Source organism: Aeromonas sp. MR7, from assembly GCF_963899385.1.
GTDB lineage: Bacteria > Pseudomonadota > Gammaproteobacteria > Enterobacterales > Aeromonadaceae > Aeromonas > Aeromonas bestiarum.
This window is the reverse complement of sequence record NZ_CAWQXH010000052.1, coordinates 164731-186315: the sequence shown is the minus strand read 5'-3', so window position 1 is coordinate 186315 and position 21585 is coordinate 164731. Positions and strand designations below refer to the sequence as shown.

General features: G+C 62.6%; 16 protein-coding genes and 3 tRNA genes. 14 read left to right on the top strand and 5 right to left on the bottom strand.

The features are described from left to right. The 4 genes from AACW87_RS21750 to dauA form a co-directional block, all read right to left on the bottom strand. Positions 1 to 340, bottom strand: a 340-nt coding sequence (locus AACW87_RS21750; protein WP_277606848.1) for a contractile injection system protein, VgrG/Pvc8 family, incomplete at its 3' end; no start/stop codon positions are given. Between the two features lie 284 nt (positions 341 to 624). Beyond that, on the bottom strand, positions 625 to 1143 hold the full coding sequence (hcp1, locus tag AACW87_RS21745) for a type VI secretion system effector Hcp1 (RefSeq protein ID WP_043141097.1): 519 nt from the start codon (positions 1141 to 1143) through the stop codon (positions 625 to 627). 729 nt (positions 1144 to 1872) lie between these two features. After that, positions 1873 to 1960, bottom strand: a tRNA-Ser gene (locus AACW87_RS21740). Between the two features lie 182 nt (positions 1961 to 2142). Beyond that, positions 2143 to 3879, bottom strand: coding sequence for a C4-dicarboxylic acid transporter DauA (gene dauA, locus AACW87_RS21735; RefSeq protein WP_241326137.1), 1737 nt, complete (start codon positions 3877 to 3879; stop codon positions 2143 to 2145). Positions 3880 to 4459: 580 nt separating this feature from the next. Between dauA and AACW87_RS21730 the strand changes: the two genes are divergently transcribed. From AACW87_RS21730 to AACW87_RS21680, 11 genes are all read left to right on the top strand, one after another. Continuing rightward, positions 4460 to 4535 (top strand) — tRNA-Asn (locus tag AACW87_RS21730). Between the two features lie 2 nt (positions 4536 to 4537). Beyond that, a tRNA-Asn gene (locus AACW87_RS21725) sits at positions 4538 to 4613 on the top strand. Positions 4614 to 4762: 149 nt separating this feature from the next. Beyond that, positions 4763 to 5248 carry a YqhA family protein gene (locus AACW87_RS21720; protein WP_043141101.1) on the top strand — a complete coding sequence of 162 codons (486 nt, stop codon included), beginning with the start codon at positions 4763 to 4765 and terminating at the stop codon, positions 5246 to 5248. A 121-nt stretch (positions 5249 to 5369) separates the two neighbouring features. Next, positions 5370 to 5819, top strand: a complete 450-nt coding sequence (locus AACW87_RS21715; RefSeq protein WP_043141103.1) for a hypothetical protein — start codon at positions 5370 to 5372, stop codon at positions 5817 to 5819. A gap of 4 nt (positions 5820 to 5823) precedes the next feature. After that, on the top strand, positions 5824 to 8802 hold the full coding sequence (locus tag AACW87_RS21710; protein WP_241326136.1) for a hypothetical protein: 2979 nt from the start codon (positions 5824 to 5826) through the stop codon (positions 8800 to 8802). Continuing rightward, the gene (locus AACW87_RS21705) at positions 8802 to 9626 is read left to right on the top strand and encodes an FTR1 family iron permease (protein WP_241326135.1); all 825 of its coding nucleotides are present in this window, start codon (positions 8802 to 8804) and stop codon (positions 9624 to 9626) included. Before AACW87_RS21710 ends, AACW87_RS21705 begins: the two co-directional genes overlap by 1 nt. A 108-nt stretch (positions 9627 to 9734) precedes the next feature. Further along, entirely contained in the window at positions 9735 to 11153 is a 1419-nt protein-coding gene (locus AACW87_RS21700) for an NAD(P)/FAD-dependent oxidoreductase (RefSeq protein WP_241326134.1), read from the top strand. A 133-nt stretch (positions 11154 to 11286) separates the two neighbouring features. Beyond that, entirely contained in the window at positions 11287 to 11847 is a 561-nt protein-coding gene (locus tag AACW87_RS21695; RefSeq protein WP_241326133.1) for a hypothetical protein, read from the top strand. 200 nt (positions 11848 to 12047) lie between these two features. Next, positions 12048 to 13319 carry a hypothetical protein gene (locus tag AACW87_RS21690; protein ID WP_241326138.1) on the top strand — a complete coding sequence of 424 codons (1272 nt, stop codon included), beginning with the start codon at positions 12048 to 12050 and terminating at the stop codon, positions 13317 to 13319. 158 nt (positions 13320 to 13477) lie between these two features. Beyond that, complete coding sequence (locus tag AACW87_RS21685; protein ID WP_241326132.1) at positions 13478 to 15124, top strand: 6-pyruvoyl-tetrahydropterin synthase-related protein; 1647 nt, start codon at positions 13478 to 13480, stop codon at positions 15122 to 15124. Positions 15125 to 15270: 146 nt separating this feature from the next. Then, positions 15271 to 16461, top strand: a complete 1191-nt coding sequence (locus AACW87_RS21680) for a Bcr/CflA family multidrug efflux MFS transporter (protein ID WP_043556132.1) — start codon at positions 15271 to 15273, stop codon at positions 16459 to 16461. 110 nt (positions 16462 to 16571) lie between these two features. Here AACW87_RS21680 and AACW87_RS21675 read toward each other — a convergent pair whose 3' ends face one another. After that, positions 16572 to 17039, bottom strand: a complete 468-nt coding sequence (locus AACW87_RS21675) for a DUF4357 domain-containing protein (protein ID WP_043141117.1) — start codon at positions 17037 to 17039, stop codon at positions 16572 to 16574. A 197-nt stretch (positions 17040 to 17236) separates the two neighbouring features. On the opposite strand from AACW87_RS21675, the gene AACW87_RS21670 reads away from it, so the two are divergent. From AACW87_RS21670 to AACW87_RS21660, 3 genes are read left to right on the top strand one after another with little or no spacing between them, the layout of a single operon-like run. Next, a complete protein-coding gene (locus AACW87_RS21670) occupies positions 17237 to 17917 on the top strand; it encodes an ABC transporter ATP-binding protein (RefSeq protein ID WP_241326131.1) in 681 nt (226 codons plus the stop codon). Positions 17918 to 17944: 27 nt separating this feature from the next. Next, on the top strand, positions 17945 to 20380 hold the full coding sequence (locus AACW87_RS21665; protein WP_241326130.1) for an ABC transporter permease: 2436 nt from the start codon (positions 17945 to 17947) through the stop codon (positions 20378 to 20380). Further along, positions 20377 to 21444 carry a lipocalin-like domain-containing protein gene (locus AACW87_RS21660; protein ID WP_241326129.1) on the top strand — a complete coding sequence of 356 codons (1068 nt, stop codon included), beginning with the start codon at positions 20377 to 20379 and terminating at the stop codon, positions 21442 to 21444. Before AACW87_RS21665 ends, AACW87_RS21660 begins: the two co-directional genes overlap by 4 nt. Positions 21445 to 21585 lie beyond the last annotated feature (141 nt).

The following is a 21585-nucleotide window of genomic DNA, read 5'->3' as shown; positions in this document are numbered from 1 at the left end:
CCTGAAAGATACGCGAATTCTGGCGAAGGGAGAGCCGCCACAGCGCCGGCTGTACCATGAGCTGATAGCGGGTACGGCGAAAGCCGCTGTCCCCTTGCGCAAAATCACTCACGACCCCGCACACCCGCCGCTGCAGCTCGCCGTTGTACCACACCATCAGCTCGCACGGCTGGTCCAGCACGGCACCGAAGTCGACATCGGGCTCTGGGCTCGCCAATTCCAAGCGCAGCTGGAAAGGCCCGTTCAGCGCCTCTTCCAGCGCGAACTCGGCCACCACGAAGGTGCTCTCGGGCAGCGCCCCCACCTTGACGGTAAATTGTAATCCTGTGCTGTCTGCCATCGGTGAGCGCCCCTGAGATATCATGCGGCCCCGCACATTCGGGAGCCATTCAAACCGAGTGAGAGATCCGCCATCGCCCCGGCATTGCTGACACCATGGCTACCGCACGCCCTTGACGGCGTGCGGCAAGACGTGAACTCGTCTTTTTTCTTGTGTCCGCTTTTGCAGAGTAAACGGACACAAGAAAAAATCGCTGGGATGGAAAAGTGGATAGCAGGCGGGAGATGCCCGTCAAACACGCAGATGGCAAAAGGGCACCGCAAGCAGTGCCCTTGTGTATACGGTTACGCTTCGATCGGAGCGCGCCAGTCGTCCGCACCCGAGGTGCCGGCCACTGTGTGCTCCCAGTCAATCTTGCGATAGGCCAGAGAGACCTGGATCAGCTGGGTGAAGTCAGACTTCGCCGGATCCTGGCAGTGGGGCATCTGGCAGTCGATGTCAACTATGGTGGCGTCGGTCAGCACAGTGCTGAAGAAGTGCTCCTGCTTGCCTTCGACCGAGGTGCGATACCACTTCAGGGTCACTTTCGGCAGCATCTCGCCGGAGGCCAGGGAGTTGTACATCAGCGGCACGGACTTGTTCAGGGCGACGGTGAACTTGAACGGCTTGTGGACGCGCTGGCCGGCAGGCTGACCAGATTGCGGATCGGTCGGTACTGTGACGACGTGTTGGAACTCTTGCACCAGCATCTCGTCTTCGTGGCCTTGCACGAAGATGTTGCCGACGGAGTCGGAGGTGAAGGCACCGGCGGTGATGTTGCCCTGAGTCTTACCTTCGATGCTGATATAACATGGAGTTGGCATGGGTATGCTCCTGATAGATTGGTGAAATGAGATAGCACTCGACCAAACCCTTAGCAGTGACCATGCCAAACATTTTTTAACTTATAAAACATATAGTTAAAGACAATCCACACGCCATTCTCACCGACGAAGCGCAATTAGTTGCGCGATTGGAATATATCCCTGCCAAATATTGCACCCTTGGCACTTATAGCTAAATAGGGCGCAACTTGTTGCTCATGACAAAACTTACACCTGCCATAGAGCACACTCATCCATCACAGTGTCGCAAATGAATTGAAGGATGAAGCAAGATGGGCGCCCCCGAAGACCGCCGTCCGGGTTCAGGCGGGAGGAGAGATGAGTGGGAAGAAAAGCAATGGATGCCATGTCAAAGCAAACACCCCGAGCACTCGGATTGCTCGGGGTGTTGCCATGCATGAGATGACAAGGCGCTTTGCCACTGGGTGGTGCCCTGCCAGATGAAGGACATTGCGCCTGACGAAAGATTCTGGGTAAATGCGGCCCGCGAGGAAACGCTGGCCTGACAACAAAAAAACCGACCATAGGGTCGGTTTTGGTGGCATTCGGCCGGGATGCGCTCACCGTCAGCAGGCTCTCGCCCAAGGGGAACTCTTGGCGGCCCGGCATGGCTGGGCCTATCTGCTTGTCGACCCCGGAGACGTGTTGCACCAGCAAGTACAGGAAAAACAAAAGGGCCTGTCTTTCGACAGGCCCTTTTGTTTTATTTGGCGGTGAGGGAGGGATTCGAACCCTCGATACGTTGCCGTATACACACTTTCCAGGCGTGCTCCTTCAGCCACTCGGACACCTCACCAAATTTTCTCTCACATTTTCAGGTGCCTGAGTTGCACCATCGCTTGCGGGCCATGCCGCGGCGACGGGGCGTAATGTAAGGGATGCGGTGTCCTGGGGTCAACGCAATTTTGCGGTTTTCAGTCTGTTTGCTCAAGAACCGAGCCAACTGCGCAAAATCTTGTCACCCCAACCCTCCTTTGATCAGGTTGCCGGCTGTTCGTGGCTGTGTTCGCCTTTCAATGCCTCTTCCAGCGAGCCATAAAACTCCAGCTGACCGGGTACGGGACGTACCTTGGCCCGCGCCAGGGTCTTCAGCGGCTGAAACTGCAATTCGGCGACCCGCAATTGCACCCCGGCCTTGGCCATCTGCTTCTCAAACTGCAGGAAGGCGGAGAGGCCCCCCGCATCCAGAATGGAAACGGCCTCCATCTGCAATACCAGCAGCTTGTGTCCCTTGACCTGGGCGACCAGCTCGCCAAAGACCCGCTCGGCGGCGGCGAAGAACAGGGGACCGTTGATCTTGTAGAGCAAGGCGTCTGCCGGCACTTCGTGGGCATAGCGCTTGTGATCCGCCAGATCGTGCAGCCTGGTCATCTTGGCGATTTCACGCATGAACAGCAGGGAGGCGAGGATCACCCCGAAGGTGATAGCAATCACCATGTCGAAGATGACGGTGAGCGAGAGGCAGACCACCAATACCAGCACATCGGACTTGGGCGCGCGACGCACCAGCTCCACCACCTTGTGCGCCTCGCTCATGTTCCAGGCGACGATCAGCAGCAGCGCGGCCATGGCCGAGAGCGGCAACCAGGAGAGCCAGGGCGCCAGCACCAGAATGGCCGCCAGCACCACCAGGGCATGGATGATGCCGGAGACAGGCGACGTCGCCCCGGCCCGCACGTTGGCGGCGGAACGGGCAATCGCGGCAGTTGCCGTGATGCCGCCGAAGAAGGGCGCCAGTATGTTGCCCAGCCCCTGCCCCACCAACTCGGCGTTGGAGCTGTGCTTGCGCCCCGTCATGCCATCGAGCACCACGGCGCAGAGCAGCGACTCGATGGCACCCAGCATGGCCATGGAGAAGGCTGCCGGCAGCAACCGCTGAATGGCCGCCAGGTTCCACTCAACCGGAGCCCCATCAGGCCCGGGCAGGGCCCATGGCATCACCAGAGTCGGGGCTATGGGCGGGATCCCCATGCCCTGAGTACCGTCGGCAAGGGTATAACTGAACTTGCTGCCGATGGTGGCCACATCGACCCCGAAATAGTGCAGACCGAACCCCAGACCTACCCCCACCAGCACGGCAGGCAGGTGACCTGGAACCGGCAACCGCAGCCGTGGCCAGAGCAGCAGCACGGCCAAAGTCGCAACCCCGACCAGCGTATCTCCCCATTGCCAGCTTGGCAGGGCTGACGCCAGCGCCTCGACCTTGCCTATGTAGGTTTCCGGCATCTCGGGCACGTGCAGGCCGAAGAAGTCCTTGATCTGCAAGGTGGCGATCACGATGGCGATACCGCCGGTAAAGCCCAGGGTCACAGAGGGCGGAATGTACTCGATGAGGCGTCCAAGCCGGGCCATGCCCATGGCCACCAGAAAGAAGCCCGAGATCAGGGTCGCCATCAAGAGGCCACCCACGCCAAATTGCTGGGCCACCGGATAGAGGATCACCACGAAGGCGGCGGTTGGCCCCGAGATGGAGAAGCGGGAGCCACCGGTCACGGCGATGACGATGCCGGCTATGATGGCGGTGTAGAGACCGTGTTGTGGCGGCACGCCACTGGCAATGGCCAGCGCCATGGCCAGCGGAATGGCGATGATGCCGACCGTGATGCCGGCGATCAGATCGCGGCCAAAGCGGGGAAGGCTGTAGGGTTCATCAATACAGGATTGGCGTAAAGCAATGGCCAGCTTCACGTTTTGCAAAGGAGCTTGGTTGTGCATGTATATCGTAATACCAGAAGAGGGAGACAAAGGCCGGATTGAACCGGCGCCCGATCATCATCAAGGGCCGGCAGAGCTGTCGACACGGCGATGGTATCCTGAGCAACCATACCCCAGCCGATGAAATATTTCGATGGGCGGGATCAATGAATGGCCGTTACCACGCAAAATTGCCGTTTATTGTCCACATATCGCCGCATTTTCTCACCATTACGCCGAACTTTCACTTCGCCTGCTAACTAAATTCAGACGCATCCACATCGCTCACCTTATCCGTCACGCCTCTCCCTGAGTCAGGGCTCCAGTTCTCCGGCGCGCCGCGCCACTGTCACCCGCCGTTCAGCAAGCCTGCCGTGTGACTCGCCATCGAGGGCGGCCAGCTCCCGGCCAGCCGCTAATGTGCCAAAACGAAAAAGTGGCAGGCAGAGGGCCGTCTCAAACTGCTGATTGTGCTGAAAATAGTCCACAACGACCAAGTTTTGGGCAAACGGGCCGAAATTCCATTTTTTGCGTCGGGTCGCGGGTTGACACCCGGCCGACAGGCTATTAATATCCGCACCGTCTCGACGAGACAGGCAATTCCTCCTTAGTTCAGTCGGTAGAACGGCGGACTGTTAATCCGTATGTCACTGGTTCAAGTCCAGTAGGAGGAGCCAATTCCCTCGTAGTTCAGTCGGTAGAACGGCGGACTGTTAATCCGTATGTCACAGGTTCAAGTCCTGTCGAGGGAGCCATCTTCTAAAGCCCAGCCTTTTGGCTGGGCTTTTTGCATTCTGCCGTTCGGCTCGCGCTGCCCGCCATCACGGGTTGTGAGCGACGGGGATCCCCCTGACCACCATTTCGCGCCATAATCAGCGCAACCTCACCTTCTTCAGGAGTTTTCATGCGCCGTTTCAACTTCATGCTCAATGGCAGCCGGTTGATGATGTTCCCCTTTTATGTGTCCATTCTGGTCTGCGTGGCCCTGTTGATGGTGAAGTTCGCCATGCAGCTTTATGCCCTGTGCATCGACATCGTGGACATTCACTACATGGACCTCATCACCGGGGTGCTGACCCTGGTGGACTTCATACTGGTAGCCCAGATGCTGATCCTGGTGGCCATCTGCGGCTATGTGCAGTTCATTCAAACCCAGGAGCAGCGTGAGGCGCTCGGCAATAACTGGCTCAGCAAGATCAACTTCGCCTCCTTGAAGCTCATCGTCATCAACTCTCTGGTCACCATCGCCGGGATCGAGGTGCTCAAGGCCTTTCTCGATGACGGGGTCGGCAACGAGGTGGAGATGAAGTGGTCTGTGATAGTGTTCCTCGCCTTCTCCACCGCGGCGCTCATCTACGCCATTACGGAACGGCTGGCGGATCACAAATGATCCAACCCTGTTTTCATTCAGGATTTATTCATCAAGAGCGGAATTGATAACTCTTTTCATTACCTTTACTGCATTGTAAACTTGCTCCCCCGGGCTGGACTGCCCGGGCGCTGGAGCACCTATGACAAGCCTTTCCCTCTCACCACGACACTGCTGGCAGTGGCTGGCCTATCACCATCAGGCCGCCGAGGGCTCCCTCTATCTGATGTTCTTCTCCGGCCTGCTGCTGTGGGAACCGCTGACTCCGCTCTGGTCGCTGGCACGCTGGAATCTGTTTCTGCATGTGATGCTCTCGCTCACCCTGTTCCCCCTGCTGTTTGGCGCCTTCTGGCTCTCCCATCGCAGCCTGCTGAACAAGAGCCGCAAACCTTTCTTGCGCACAACGGGGCGCATCATCGAAGGTCTGCTGCTGGTTTGTCTTGGCAGCGGTTTGCTGCTGATCCTGCATGGCACCCCGGGCGATACCCTGGGCTCGCTGACCAGCTGGGCCCACTGGCTGAGCGCTCTAGCGTTGACTCCCCTGGTGCTGCGCCACGCCTGGCGCTGGACCATTCTGAAATGGCGTTCCTGATCCCATGCTGAAGTTGCTGTTTTCCTGCCTGCTCACCACAGCACTGCTGCTGGGTACCCATACTGCCGCGGCCCAAGAGATGGGCGCCGCCATGATTGCCTATGACGAGGGGAGTGCCCCGCGCCTCGTCACCGCCAACCTGAGCGCAGGATCTGTCACTCTGCTGGCACGAGACAACGGCAAGCGGCTCAAAGAGGCCCGCTTTGGCGGTGATCTGCGCCAGTTGGCCCGCGCAGGCGACGGCACCCTGCTGGTCACCGATTACAGCGGCGATCGGTTGCTGCTGCTGGATGAGGATCTCGACCTGGACAAGGCGATCCCCACTGGCCATAGACCCTACGGGGTCATCTTCGATCCCAAGCGCCGCTGGTTCTGGGTCACGCTGTTTGAGGCAGGCCGCCTGCAGGCCTACGACACCTCAGGCAGACTGCAGCTGGATGCGGCCAGTGCCGAAACCCCGCGCGGGCTGGCGCTGACCAACGACGATCGTCTGCTGCTCACCCACGCCATGACGGGCCAGCTCGCCATCTATGATCTCGGCAAGCTCGAGAGCGGAGCCAAGGGCGCCACCCTGCCTAAACCGCGCCTGATCACGTTGGCCGAGACCCACAGCGCCACCCCAAGCGACTCTCAGGGCTTGCCGCGCCTGCTGGACGGCATCACTATCTCCCCCGATGGCAGCGAAGCCTGGCTGCCACATGTGCTGTGGAGTTTCGACCACCCCTTCCAGTTTCAGAGCACCGTCTTTCCGGCCGTCTCCATCATCGATTTGGATGAAGAGAAAGAGCGGGTAGATGAAAGAAAGCAGCTCTTTTTGCAGATCAACCTGCCAAGCGTCGGCAACCGCAGCCAGATCGTCTCCAACCCGTTCGCTGCTCGCTTCGCCGCCGATGGCAAGCGGGTCTACCTGACCTTGGCGGGCTCCGAGGATCTGCTGGTGTTCGACCTGTCGCGCAGTGGCAAGCAGAACAGCAATCGCCACCGCCGCAAAAAGTTTCAGGGGGGCGCCAAGGCGACCCAGTTGCTGCGCCATCTGCCGGGCCAGAATCCGCGGGATCTGCTGATCGATGGCGACCACATACTGGTGCACAACGCCATGGGGCAGGATCTCACCCGTCTCAACACCGGCGGCAGCGGCCCCTTCGCCCGGGTCACCGTCGATCAGCCGCACTTCGCCAAACTGGTAGAGACGGATCCCCGCCCCGAGGCGCTCAAGCGCGGCGAGCGGCTGTTCAACCTGGGTAATACCGCCGCGAACTCACGTTTCCCTATGGCGGGAGACAACTGGATGAGCTGCAACTCCTGCCATCTGGACGGCTTCAACTTCACCAACCGCTATCTGATGGCGGCCCATCGCCAGCAGAGCGGCGACAATGCCATCAACGGTCACGCCAACCTCGCCAACATGGTGGCGGGAGACTTTATCGGCGAATACCTGCGCATGACCCAGCAGACCCAGGGCGGCATGGGCCATGACACCCGCGATGGTGCCGAGCCGGTTGACCCCGCCAGGCCCCAGCCCGAGGTGAAGGCCATGATGGAAGACTTGCACGCCTTCGTGACCGCCGATGGCAACCTCCCCTATCTCGCCAACTGGCTGCGGCTCGATGCCCCGCGCACGGATCCCGCCAAGGCGCCGACCACCCATCCCAAGGAGTGGCTCAACTCCGCCTCCTGCCAGAACTGCCACCAACAGGCGTTTGCGGACTGGAGCGAGAGCAACCACAGGCTGATGGGCAACTCCCACCCCTACTACAAGGTGGTGCAGGCGCTGGCCCGCCAGACCGAAGGCGAGGCATTCGGCCAGTGGTGCCAGGGCTGCCACATGCCCCAGCAGGTGATGAACGGCCAGCAGGATATGCCCAAGGGCTCCCACATGTTCGAGCAGGGCGGTGCCTCGCTCATTGCCGCTCATCAGAAAGGCGAGCCCGTGGTAGAGGAAGGCACAAGCTGCGTGCTCTGTCATCGCATCACCCGGCTCGAAGACGCCGGCGGCAACAGCGCCTTTACGGTGAACCTCAAAGACAGAGAGAGCTATGTGTTCGAGGATGCCCAAGGCGGCAGCCTCAAGCACTGGCTGGCCGAGCGGCAGATCAACGCGCGCCCCGCCATGCACAAAGCCTCCTACCAGAAAGATTTCTACCGGGATGCGGCCCTGTGCAAGTCGTGCCACAACGAGTTTGCCCCGGGCACAGGCGCCAATATCGTCAACACCTGGGATGAGTGGGAGAATTCCAGCTTCGCCAAGGCGGACGATCCCGCCAAGCGGCGCAGCTGCATCGACTGTCACATGAACCCGGAGCCGGGCAATGGCGGCGCGCCGGTGGCCGGCCAGTCCACCGAAAACGGCACAGTGAAAGAACGCCTCTATCGTCACAACTTCACCGGCGCCCAGCACCAGCTGGTGGGGCTGCGCAACCCTGAACTCGAGCAGGAGAGCCTGGCGCTGTTGCGATCAAGCGCCACCCTCTCAGCCCGCATCGAAGGGGCTGCCGATCGCCGCCAACTGGTGGTGCGGGTTGCCAATACCGGCGCGGGCCACGCCCTGCCCACCGGGGTCGCCGATTTTCGCGAGCTCTGGCTGGAGCTGACCGTCACCGACGCCAGCGGCAAGCGGGTGCTCGAAAGCGGCCAGCCGGTGGCTGGCGCCGTGCCCGAGGACGCGCGGCTGTTCAGGAAGGTATTTGGCGATGCCGACGGCAAACCGGTGGGGCTCAAGTTCTGGCGTTACGCCAAGCTGCTGGCGGATACCCGCATCCCGGCCGATGGCTGGCGCGATGAAGCCTGGCCACTGCCGACGGATGCCCGAGGGCCCTTCCAGGCCGACATCAAACTCAATTTCCGCACCTACCCCAAGTGGGTCAATGATGCGGTGCGCGCCGCCGAGCCGAGCCTCCCGGAGCCACCCATAGTGCTGCTCAACCGGTTGCAACTCACCTTGCAACCCACCTCCCCTACGCCTGACACGGAGCCTGAATCCTGATGTTTGCAAGTTTTCTCATTACCCTGCGCGAGGGGCTGGAAGCCTTTCTGCTGGTAGGCATCTGCCTCTCCTATCTCGCCAAGCTGGGGGCGAGCCGTTACAACAAGTTCATCTATCTGGGGGTGGGGCTGGGTCTGCTTGCCTCCCTCATCGTCGCCTTCCTGTTCCAGGTGGTGGTGAGCCAGTTCGAGAGCGAGCGCTACAACCACCTGCTGATGGCGGGGATCCTGATCTTCGCCACCCTTGTGCTCACCTACATGGCGGTCTGGATGCAGAAGCAGGCCAAGTCCCAGGTCGGGGCCATGACGGCGCGCATCGATGCGGCCATCGATGGCGGCAACCTCTTTGGTCTGGTGCTGCTCGCCTTCCTCGCCGTGATGCGCGAGGGCTTTGAAACCGTGCTCTTCTTCTCGGCCCTGGTCTACTCAGGGCAAGGGGTGGATCTGCACGAGGGACTGATGGGGGCGCTGGGCGGGCTGCTGATCTCTGTGGTGCTGGTGTGGGGCCTGCTGCGCTCTACCCGCAAGGTGGCGCTGGCCCCCTTCTTCCGCTGGACCGGCCTGCTCATCATCATCATAGCCGCAGGTTTGCTGTCGTCCGCCGTCAACATGTTGCAGGCGGCGGGGGTCATCACCCTCTGGACGACGCCGGTATTCAACATCAGTCACATTCTCGACGATCAGGGGGTATTCGGTACCTTCCTGCGCGCCCTGTTTGGCTACAATGCCTCACCGGCCGGCTTGCAGTTGCTGACCTGGGTCAGCTACCTGGTGATCTTCGTCACCATCTGGCATCGCAACTATCGCCACAAAGTCCAGGGGTAAGCCCGCCTCTTTGCGAGATATGAATACGGCAAGGCGGCTCACGGGGTGGGCCGCTTTTTTCACCCGCTTCCCCTTTTCTCTTCAGCCAGATTTTTCGGATACACAGTCATGAGCGACAGCAATAAGATTGCAGTACTGGGCGCAGGCCCTGCCGGTTTGATGGCCGCCTGGCGTCTTTGCCAGGCCGGTTTTGCGGTTACCCTGTTCGAGCAGGAACCCGTGGTGGGCGGCATGTGCGCCACCCAGACCTTTGCCGGCAAGGATGGCGACTATCGCTTCGACTACGGCGGTCACCGCTTCATCACCAAGAACCCCGAGCTGCTCGCCTTTATCGACGAGCTGATGGGGGACGATCTGCTCCACGCCGATCGCAAGAGCGTGATCCGCTTTGGCGGGCGCACCTATGACTACCCCTTGAATCTCACCAATCTGATCAAGACAGCCCCCCTGCCGCTGATGGCCGGCGCGGTGAAAGACTTGCTGCTGTTGCCCTTTGCCAAAAAGCCGGACGACTTTGACAAGGCGAGCTTTGCCGAGTGGATCCAGAGCCACTTCGGCCGCACCCTCTATCGCCAGTTCTTCGAGGGCTACACCGGCAAGCTGTGGGGCATCAACCCGGACCGGCTCTCCGCCGACTGGGCCGGTCAGCGCATCAGTCTCATCGATCTCAAAGACGTGGCACGCCGCCTGCTGCCAAGGCGCAAGGGCAACCTCTCGGTGCGTACCTATGCCCGCAAGTATCGCTATCCAAAGTATGGTTTCGGCCAGATCTTCGCCACCCTTGGTGAGCGGCTGGTGGCAGAAGGCGTCGAGCTCAAAACCGGCGCCACCATCACTCGCCTTGAGCAGGCTGATGGCCGAATTGAGCGGGTTTATTGGCAACAGGAGGGTGTTGAGCAAAGCGAATCCTTTGATCAGGTGATCTCTACCCTGCCGCTGCCGCTCACCTGTCAGCATCTGGGCTTGCCGTGCGATCTCCACTACCGCTCGCTTCGCTTCGTCAACATGCCGCTCAATCAGGAGAACCTGTCGGACAACACCTGGCAGTACCTCTCGGATCCCCACATCCTGGCCACCCGCTTGCAGGAGCCGCGCCGGCGCAGCCCCTTTATGGCGCCGGTGGGGAAAACATCCGTGATGCTGGAGATCCCCTGCAATCCGGGAGACGCCACCTGGCAGGCGCCGCTGGCCGAGCTGCGCGGTCGGGTCACCGCCGATCTCGCCAGCCTGGGGGTGGATACCGCCAAGCTGGGGGACGAGACCTTCGAGGCGCGCAGCGAGTACGCCTATCCGCTGATGGATCTGGGCTATCAGGCCCGTCGCAACGCCGCCATCCAGGCGCTGATGCCGATAAGCAATCTCATCATGACCGGCCGCCAGGGGACATTCCGCTACATCTTCACCGACACCGCCATGGAGATGGGCATGATGGCCGCCGACATGGTGATCGACGGGGTGGACAGACGCCACGCCATCTTCAATCATCGCAACGAAAACACCGTGATTGAGACCCAGAGCGTGGCGTGATGCCCCCTGAGTGTGGTGAACGAAGGAGGTGTACCGACGCCGCAACACCTTCCATCATCGCAGCGACAATACCGGAATCGAAACCCAATGCGTGGCCTGACCGCCACGCCATGGGCATAACAAGGAGAACAGGATGACCATACGCCCGGGTTTACTTGCCCTCACCCTGCTGCTGACCCTAAGCGGCCAGGTACAGGCTTACTCCTACGCCGCCGCCGGCAAGGAGCCGCTGATCGATGCACGCGAGGCGCTGCTCGGCGCCGCTACTGACGGCAAAGATGCCAGCGCCACCTTGAGTGACATCGCCGAGGAGCTGACCTATCTGGAAGAGCACCACAAGGTCGAGCTGCAAACGCCGCTGGCTGCCGCCATCAAGGCCAAGGATGCCGCAGCTACCGCCGCCCTGCTCAACCGCGCCTACAAGGCCGAGATAGAGCGTCGCCTCGAGGGGGCCAGCCAGAACCTTGGCGACTACCAGACCGCCAAGGTGCTGGTGGTCAAGAGCAAGCGCTTCCTGGATTTGATCCTCCCCTCTCTCAGTGAAGGCGATCGCAAGGCTGCCGAGCAGGCGCTGGCCAGGGTGCTCGATGCCATCGGCAACCCGGGTGTCTTCGGGGTGGGTGCCAAACCTGCCGATGCCACCGCCTTCGCCGACGCCGAAAAAGCCCTGATGACCGTGCTGGCTCCGCTCTGATGACCCTCTGCTCATCATTGCGCCATCTCGCTTCGACAAACGGTAGGTTTCGCTTCGCTCTACCCACCCTACGCACAGCCTGCCGATAAATGCACCCGGACGCCGGTTTGCCCCCTTCTCCCCCGGCGGGAGAAGGGTTGGGGATGAGGGGGAAGGCAAGGTCTCGGCGTTGGACTTCCCCTGGCTCCCCCCCCCTCTGGCTGCTTGCGCTGCTGCAGCTGGCCTGGCTTGGCTGGCTGCTGGCCTTTCCGGTGGCGCTCGATTCCGACGATGCCCTGAACTTTGCCCACGGGGTGACGCGCTTCAGCGTGCTGGAGTTCTCCCCCCACTTTCCTGGCTACCCCGCCTTTATCTGGCTGGCGCGGCTTATCAATCTTTTGGTAGACGAACCGGCCCGCGCGGTGCAGTGGGCAAGCTTGATGGGTACAGGGCTGCTGGCACCACTGGCTGCGCTGCTTGCGGTCAGGTTGTGGCAGCGGCCGAGCCTGCTGACGCCGGTCTGGCTGCTGATATTGGCCCTGCCGCTGACGCCGACCCTGGCGCTCTCCGGCCTCTCGGACGGGCCTGCGCTGGCGGCATGGCTCGGGGCTCTCTTGGCCTTGCAGCATCGCAAGATAACGCTGGCCGGCCTGCTGGTAGGGCTGCTGCTGGCGCTGCGCCCCTCCTATTTCGTGCTGGCATTGCTGCCGCTTTGGCTCGGGATGCAACACAAGGGGGAACGACTCAGATTTATACTCCCCATTGCGCTGGTAGGATTTTCCAGCCTGCTGTTTGTCTGGCAGGCCGATGGCCTAGCCTATTTCAGCGAAGGGCGGCGCTTTACCGACGGCCACTTTACCCTCTGGGGCAACACGGCGGCGGCCCACGGCGACCGGCTTTTGAGCTGGGCCCGCACCTTCAATGATCAACTGACCCCGCTTTGGCCCTTGGCAATCGGACTGTTGCTGATACCGCTCTGGCCTGCGGTTCGGTGCAAGGCTGCACCTGCCAAGCAGGTCTGGTATCTCGGCTGGCTGGTCCTGCTGCTCTGGACCCTGTTTGGCCAGAACCCGGACAATCCTCGCCATCTGGCGCCCCTCATCCTGCTAGGCCTTGTGCTGCTGGCGGGCATGCTGCCGCACCAGGGCGAGCTGCCGGCCGTGCTGGGGGCCCTGGCGCTGCTGATGACCACACTCACCCCGCCCCAGCCGCCCGCCATGGTCAAGGCGGCCAGACTGGCCGAGCGAGCGTGCCCGGCGCTGGTGACCCAGTGGGGGGTGAGGCTGCTGCGAGAGACCACGGCCCTGCCCGTCACCGACGGCTGGTACCAGGGGGATGCCCGCCTCGCACTGGCGCAAGGGGCTTGCCGCCTCAGCCGACGGCCCATCCTGGCTGGCGATCTGCCCGCACCAAACCGGCAGATCTGGTTTGCCCCCCGCTTTCACGCCGAACCCGGCCTCTGGCTCGGGATACAAGAGCCTGTCTCCCCCTAGCCGGCCTCTGGCTCGGGATACAAGAGCCTGTCTCCCCCTAGCCGCCCTCTGGCTCGAGCTACAGGTACCCGTCGCCCCCTAGTCAGCCACTCGACCCACCTGCCAGGCGGCCAGCGTCGACTACACTCACTTCGCATCCGTGACAAGTGAGTCTGTTTATGAAGAAGCCGGGCGAATGGTATCTCATCCCTCTGACGCTGGTGCTGGCCTGCGGGGTCTTGCTGTTGCCGCTCTGGCTGCGGGGGGGCAGCCAGGGGCATGATCTGTTTCATCATCTGCTTTCCGGCCACTATTTTGCGCTGCAACTGTGGCAGGGGGAGCTCTACCCGCGCTGGCTGATGGCCATGAACGGCGGCTTTGGCAGCCCCACCTTCTTCTTTTATCCCCCCTTGCCCTACTACGTCAGCGCACTGTTCGCCGGCCCCCAACCGCTCGCCCATCAGGCCATCTATCCCCTGCTCTGGAGCGCCAGCCTGGCGCTGCTGCTCTCCGGTCTCTTCGCCTACCTCTGGCTGCGCCGCTTTAGCGCCCCCGGTCGCGCCCTGGCCGCCAGCCTGCTCTACCTCGCCCTGCCTTATCATCTGGCCCTGGATCTCTATGCCCGCTTTGCCCTGGCCGAGTTTTGGGCCTTCGTCTGGGCCCCTCTGGTGCTGCTGGGGCAGGATCTCGCCGGCCAGCGCCGGCGAGGCGGCTTCCCCCTGCTGGCACTGGCACTGGCCTTGCTGGCATTCACCCACCTGCCCAGCCTGCTGTTGATGCTGGCGCTGATCACGCTGCGGGCGCTGCTGCAAACCTGGCGCTCACGCACATCGTTTCCGCTTCGGATCACCCTGGCCGCGCAAGTGCTGGGGCTGGCCATGGCCGCGACCCTGCTGCTACCCGCCCTGCTGGATCAGGGAGCCATCTCCATGGAGCTGATGCGTGGCGGCATGTTCGACTTCAGGCGCAACTTTCTCGACCACTTGCCCTCGGGCTGGGGCGACTGGCGCTTTCGCGGCCATCTGGCCTGGCAAAGCCTGCTGACCATGGGGTTGCTGCTGCTCGCCTGGGCAGCGGCCCGTGAGCCACGCCACCCAGAGCTCCTGTGCTGGGGGGTGTTGGGGGTAGGTGCCTTCCTGATGATGCTGCCCCTCAGCCAGCCAATCTGGCACCTGCTGCCACCGCTGCAGCGGCTGCAATTTCCCTGGCGGTGCAATCTGATCCTCACCCTGGCCACGGTGGCGGTGGTCGCGCTGGGAACCCCGGTCAAGCAGCCATGGCAAGGGATCTGGTGGAGCCTGCTGCTGATCACCCTGGTCTCCAACCTCGCCTATGTCTATTACGCCCCCCTCACCCAGGCACCGCTCAAGACGGTGATCGATGCCGAGTTCGACAGCAAGCGCAGTGCCCGGGAATACCGCCCCATTCAGGTGCCCAGTGGCCGGTTCACCCCGACTCTGCTCGCCTGGAAGGAGGAGTTTCAACCCCCGGTCACCACTGAGCAGCAAGGCGCCGAGTGGACGCTGGTCCGCTGGCAACCCAGATGGCTGGAACTGACGGTGAGGACACAGAGGCCCACCAGGCTAACCTTGCACCAATATGACTACCCGGGCTGGCAGGCCAGGCTGGATGACTCGCTGACGCTGACGGTCAGCGCAAACCGGCAGGGGCTGCTGCAAGTCTGGGTGCCTGCCGGCCAGCACAGGCTCAGCCTGAGGCTGACGGCTCGCTGGCCAGAACGGTGGGGTGGCGGAATTTCCCTGCTGGGCTGGCTCTGCTGGCTGCTGCTTGCCTATCGAGGCTGTCAGGCGCCGAAACGGCAGTGATCCGGCAGCCCGGACCGCAATTCGCCGCCGGGCATCACAGCCAGAGCGTGACGGGGGACGGCATAGCCCTGCCCAAACCAGCCAAAACTGATAGACTGACTACTTGTTACTTTTTTCACGCGAACTTGCTCACGATCGGACATCCTATGCCCCAACCCGCAGCCCTCTCTCCCCGTTTTCTGTTTATCCTGCTCGGCGCCCTGGCGGGCCTGACGCCGCTGGCAGTGGACATGTACCTGCCCGCCATTCCGGCCATCGCCCGGGATCTCGCCACCAGCATAGACGGTGCCCAGCTCACCATCAGTGCCTTCCTCGGCGGCTTCGCCATCGGCCAGCTGTTCTACGGGCCGCTCGCCGACAGCTATGGCCGCAAGCCGGTGATCCTGGCGGGTCTGGTAATGTTTGCCATCGCCTCGGTGGGCTGCGCCATGGCGGACTCCCTGCCCGAATTGCTGGCCTGGCGCATGCTGCAGGCGGCGGGCGGTGCGGCCGGCTCCGTGGTGGTCAATGCCCTGCTGCGCGACCTGTTCGAGAAGGATGCGTTTTCGCGGGCCATGTCGTTCGTCATCCTGGTGATGACGCTGGCGCCCCTGGTGGCCCCCGTAATAGGCGGTTACATCAGCGCCCACAGCGACTGGCGGGTGATCTTCTGGCTGCTGGTGGGCATCAGCCTGCTCATCTGCGTAGTGATGCAGTGGAAAATTCAGGAGACCCTGAAGCCTGAACACAGGCAGCCGCTCAGGCTGGGGCAGGTGCTGCGCAACTACTGGGGCGTGCTCTCCCATCGCGGCGCCATGGGTTATGTGCTGTGTGGCGCCCTGTCGAGCTCGGGCATGTTCGCCTTTATCAGCGCCTCGCCCTACGTCTACATCGAGTATTTCAAGGTGCCGACCGAGCACTATGGCTGGCTGTTCGGCCTAAACATACTGCTGATGATGGTGGTCACTTTCGTCAACAGCCGGCTGGTGAAAGGAGTGGGCGCCGAGCGCATGTTGCAATACGGTCTGCTGATGCTGCCCTGTGCCGGTGCCCTGCTCATCTACAACGCCTGGAGCCAGACCGGGGGCCTGTGGGGCATCGTCATCCCTGTGGTGCTGTTCGTCGGTCACATCAGCCTGGTGGGGGCCAACGCCATGACGGGACTGATGGGTCACTTCCCCCAGTCGGCAGGCACGGCCTCGGCCCTGGCCGGCACATTGCGCTTTGGCATAGGTGCCCTGGTGGGCATTCTGGTCAACCTCAATCCGCCCGAATCGCCGCTGCCCATGGCCATCGCCATCGCCGGCTGCGGCTTTGGTTCGGCCATCAGCTACTGGCTGCTGACCGGCAAGAAATAAGCGCCTGACGAAAAACGCCGCCCTCCTTGATCACCAAAGAGGGCGGCGTTTTCATGTCCGTTGTGTTGTTCCCGCAAGCGGCAGGGAGGCGCAGTTGACTTGCCGGGGAATTACTTCTTGCCAAAACCCGACTGCTTGAGGGTGTAGCCGGCGCTGTTTTGCCAGGCATCCAGGCCGCTGCGGTTGTTGCCCGCCACCAGACTGGCGGCCAGGCTCGGGCTGTTGAACAGCTGATCGGCGGTGAACACAAACCCTCCTTCACTGCGAGGGGCCAGGATCCCCTTGCCCAGCAGCTCCTGACGCAGTTCGATCACGGCTTCACGCAAGGAGGCGGCATCCTCGCCATTGGCGGTGGAGCCCGCCAGCACCATGAAGCCGGGATTTTGCCGCTTGCCCACCGGATAACCGTGGGCCTCGGCGCCCTTGCCGTTGAAGTGGTACAGCTCGCGCTCCCCCGGCTTGTTGTCGGAGAGCGCCTTTTGCAGGGTCATCAGCTCGTTATAAATCTCGATGGGGACGACGGCAGCCTGCTTGTTGCCCTTGCTATCGATGATAAAACTGACTTGCTTGTGTAACATCCTTGCTCATCCTGTGACCCATGGAAGCCCCTATTCTAACCACCTCTGGCAAGCGGGATCCAGCGAGGATCCTCACCTCTTTTGCAGGCTTGATCACTAACTGGCCCTCTTGATCCGTCGCGAGGCGTGTTGATCATTCCCGCCCGTGGTAGCCTAGATGGCATGATGAAAGCCATTGACCATCAAGCGGTTATCCCATGCTGACCCTGCGCAACCTCTGCAAGAGCTTCGATAACGGCAGCGAACGTCTGCCGCTGTTCCATCACCTGGATCTCACCCTGGCCGCTGGCGAGATCACCCTGCTGCTGGGGCAGAGCGGCTGTGGCAAGTCGACCCTGCTCAACCTGATCGCCGGCCTCATCCCCCCGGATGAGGGGGAGATCTGGCTGGGGCAGACCCGGCTCGACAACCAGTCCCCGGACGATCGGGCCCGCCTGCGCGGCCGGCATTTTGGCATCGTCTATCAGGATTTCAATCTGTTGCCAACCCTGAACGTGGAGGAGAACCTCTGCCTGCCGCTCGCCATCAACGGTCTGCCCCGCCATGAGACAACCCTTGACGCCCTGCTCACCCGGCTCGATCTCGTCCACAAGCGCCACGCCTGGCCGGAGCAGCTCTCCGGCGGCCAGCGCCAGCGGGTGGCCCTGGCCCGCGCCCTCATTCATCAGCCCAGGTGGCTGCTGGCCGACGAGCCCACCGGCAGTCTCGATGAGCACAACGCCGAGCAGGTGATGGCGCTGATGATGGAGGCGGTGCGCGAAACCGGCGCCGGGCTCTTGCTGGTGAGCCACAACCCCGCCTATGGCGCCCTGGCCGATAGAGTGCTGCGCCTCGAAGGGGGCCAACTTGTCGAGCTCAAGGGCGCACGCCATGAGTGACGCCAGCCGCGATCGCGAGGCCGCATCATGCTGCCGTTAAAGGCGCTGCTGCGCCTCTATCGCACCCATCCCTGGCTGCTGCTGATGAGCCTGACCGGGCTCATGCTGGGGGTCTCGCTGGTGGTGGCCATCGAGCTTCTCAACCACAGTGCCAGCACCAACTTCGTCGCCGCCCGCAGCCAGCTGGCGGGGGATGCCAACTACCGGCTGGCCCCGAGCGGCGGTCTGGATGAGCAGCTTTACGTCAAACTGGTGCGCAGCCAGCCGAGCCTCAATGCCATGCCGCAGCTGCACGCCTGGCTCAAAGACGAGCAGGGGCGCAGTTTTCAGCTGCTGGGGATGGATCTGTTCAACCCCGGCCCCCTGCGCCGGCTGTTTGGTGAAGGCCCATCCAGCGAACCCGCCTTTTCGCTCAACCGCGCCGACAGCGTCTGGCTGGCGGCGCCGGAGGCTAGGAGGCTCGACTGGCTGCCGGGCCAGTCCCGCACCTTTGTGCTGGGCGGCGAGGGTGATCATCCGCTGACTCTGACCCTGGCGGGCACCTTCGAGCCAGGCGCCGTGCCCATGGAGCGGCTGCTGGTGACCGACATAGGCCTAGCCCAGCCCCTGCTTGGCAAAGAGGGTCGACTCGATCGCATCGTCTTCCAGCTGAGTGACGCCGAGGCCCGCGCCCTGCAAGCCCTGCTGCAAACCTATCGCCCCCATCAGCCGCTCTGGCTCGAGCCCATCAGCCCGGCGCTCGATGCCAGCCAGCTCGGCGATGCCCTGGCGCTCAACCTCACCGCCCTCTCCCTGCTCGCCATGGCAGTGGGACTGTTTCTGGTGTTCAACGCCCAGCGCTTCGTGCAGAGCGTGCGTCGCCCCCAGCTGGCCCAGCTGATCATTCTGGGGCTGCCGCCGAGCCGGCTGCTGCGCTGGCTGGCGCTCGAACTGCTGATCCTCGCCACTCTGGGCACACTGCTCGGGCTGCTGCTCGGCAGCCTGCTGGCCCTGGCGCTCATGGGACAGCTGACCCAGGCGCTGGCCGATCTCTATGGCCCCAATCCCATCGATCTGCTGCGTCTCTCCCCTCTGAGCCTGCTCAAGGCGCTGGTGATCGGCCTTGCCGGGACGCTTGCCGCCAACCTGCCCGGCTGGTGGCAACTGCTGCGCCAATCCCCCCTTGATCTTCGTGAGGGCAACAGCCGCCCGCCGCGACATACCTGGAGCCGCCGGGGGCTGGCCATCGCCATACTGCTGCTGTGCGCACTTTGCCTCTGGCTGCCACAAACCGGCCTGGGTGGCGCCCTGTTTGTGGCCGGTGGCTGGCTGCTGGCCATGGCGCTCTGGCTGCCGGACGCCCTGCGCTGGCTGCTGGGGCGGCTGCGCCGCGCCATGGGGGCGCCGGATCGCCACCACCTCCTGACCGCCCGACTCGGGGTGGCCGAAACCCAATATCATCTGGATCGCACCGCCATCGCCGTGATGGCGCTGCAGCTGGCCATAGCCGCAGCCATCGGCATAGGGGTCATGGTGTCGAGTTTTCGCTCAAGCGTGGAGATCTGGCTGGGCCAGCGTCTGGCCGCCGATCTCTATGTCACGGCCCCCAAGGGGGTGGCAGGCAACAAGGGCGCCCTGAGCAAGGCGACCCTGGCCGCCATTCTGGCCGAACCTGAGGTGGCGCAAGCATCGCGCCGCGCCGTGCACCCCGCCCGCTGGCAGGGCCAGCCCATTGAGTGGGCGCAGATGGACTTTATCCCCGAGCTTAAAGCCGCCTATCCCCTGCTGGCCGGGCGCTGGCCCGAGGGCCCCGATGAGGTGCTGGCAAGCGAGCCGCTGACGGTACGGCTCGGGGTCAAGGTGGGCCAGACGCTCAGCATCACAAGCGAACAGGGGCCAAGGCGGCTCACCGTCACCGGCGTCTATCAGGACTACGGCAGCGACAAGGGGCAACTCCTGCACGCCTTCGAAGAGGGGAAGGTGCAATCCCTCGCCCTGTTCAGTGCCAGCCCCGAGCAGCTGGCCGACCGGCTGCGCGCCCGTTTTGGCGAGGGGGTCAACCTCTTGCCCGCCCCCGCCATCCATGCCGCCGCCCTCAAGGTGTTCGACCAGACCTTTGTGGTGACCGAGTTGCTTAAATTGCTGATTTTGGGCATCGCCTTCGTCGGCATAGGCTCGGCCTTCATGGTGCTGGGGCTTGCCCGGCGCAGTGAGTTGCAGACCTTGCAGAGTCTGGGATTGAGCCCGCGCCACTGCCGCCGCCTGCTGGTGTGGCAGGGGGCGGGCCTCGGGCTGCTCACCGCGCTGCTGGCACTGCCGGTGGGCTATGGGCTGGCCTGGGTGCTGATCGAGGTGGTCAACCCCCGCGCCTTTGGCTGGCGCCTCGCCTTCGAGGCCGCCCCCTTGCATGCCATAACGGCCCTGCTGCTGGCGCCTGTGTGTGGCGCATTGGCGTCCTGGTTTGCCGCGAGGAAACTGGTATGAAAAAACGCAATGTCTGGCTACTGCTGCTCACCTGCACCCTTTATGGCGGGGCGGCCTGGGCCAACGATCTGGGCGCCATCCTCGGCGGCGGCAGCGATCAGTTCAAAAAGGCCGTGCCGGGCCAGCCCATCCGCTTGCCCGCCGATCACAGTGCCCACCCCGACTACAGATCCGAGTGGTGGTATCTCACCGGCAACCTCAAGGATGAACAAGGACGCGACTATGGCCTGCAGTGGACCCTGTTTCGCCAGGGCATAGAGCAAGCGATAACGTCGAACAACCCCTGGCTCACCCCCCAGCTCTGGTTGGCCCAGTTTGCCATCACTGACCTCGGCAAAGGCAGCCACCAACAGGATGAGCGCACCAGCCGTCAGGGACCGGGGCTCGCGGGTGCCAGCGGCGGCGAATATTGGCTGCGGGAATGGGGGCTGACCTCACAGGGGAAGGCACTCTTCCCCGCTACCCTCAAGGTGCAGAGCAAGGCGGGGGATCTTGATCTCAAGGTGAGCGCCGCCAAGCCTGTGGTGCTGCAGGGCAAGCAGGGTTACAGCGAGAAGAGCCCGGGCAACGCTTCGTTTTATTACTCCTACCCCAGGCTGACGCTCACCGGCACTTTGACCCTCGATGGCGAGGAGCGCACCGTCACGGGCCAAGGCTGGTTCGATCACGAGTGGAGCAGCTCGGTATTGGCCGACTGGCAGTCAGGTTGGGACTGGTTCTCGCTGCAACTTGCCGATGGCCGCGAGCTGATGCTGTTTCGCCTGCGCACCAAAGCGGGCCGCCCCGAACCCGAAAACCGCTACGGCATCCTGATTGAACAGGACGGCAGCAGCCGGGTGCTCTCCCCCGACAGCATACGCCTCACCCCGGGCAAGACCTGGCGCGGCCCCAAGGGGCAGCCCTACTCCGTCGAATGGCAGCTTAAGGCCGCCGATTTGAATCTCGTTATCAAGGCACGTCAGCCCAATCAGGCCATGACAGGCCGCTTCGACTACTGGGAGGGAGCGGTGACGGTATCTGGGGATGCCAAGGGGCTGGGCTATCTGGAGATGACGGGGTATTGAGTCGAGCAGATATTTAGCATTGCGATTGTGCATCTAGTTTTGGGATGACTTTAGCTTCACCATAGCCAATAGGCTGATAACAAAGCTATTTTCAGTCATGGGATAAAGTAGCAGAGATTTCCAATATGCAAAGTGTCAAAC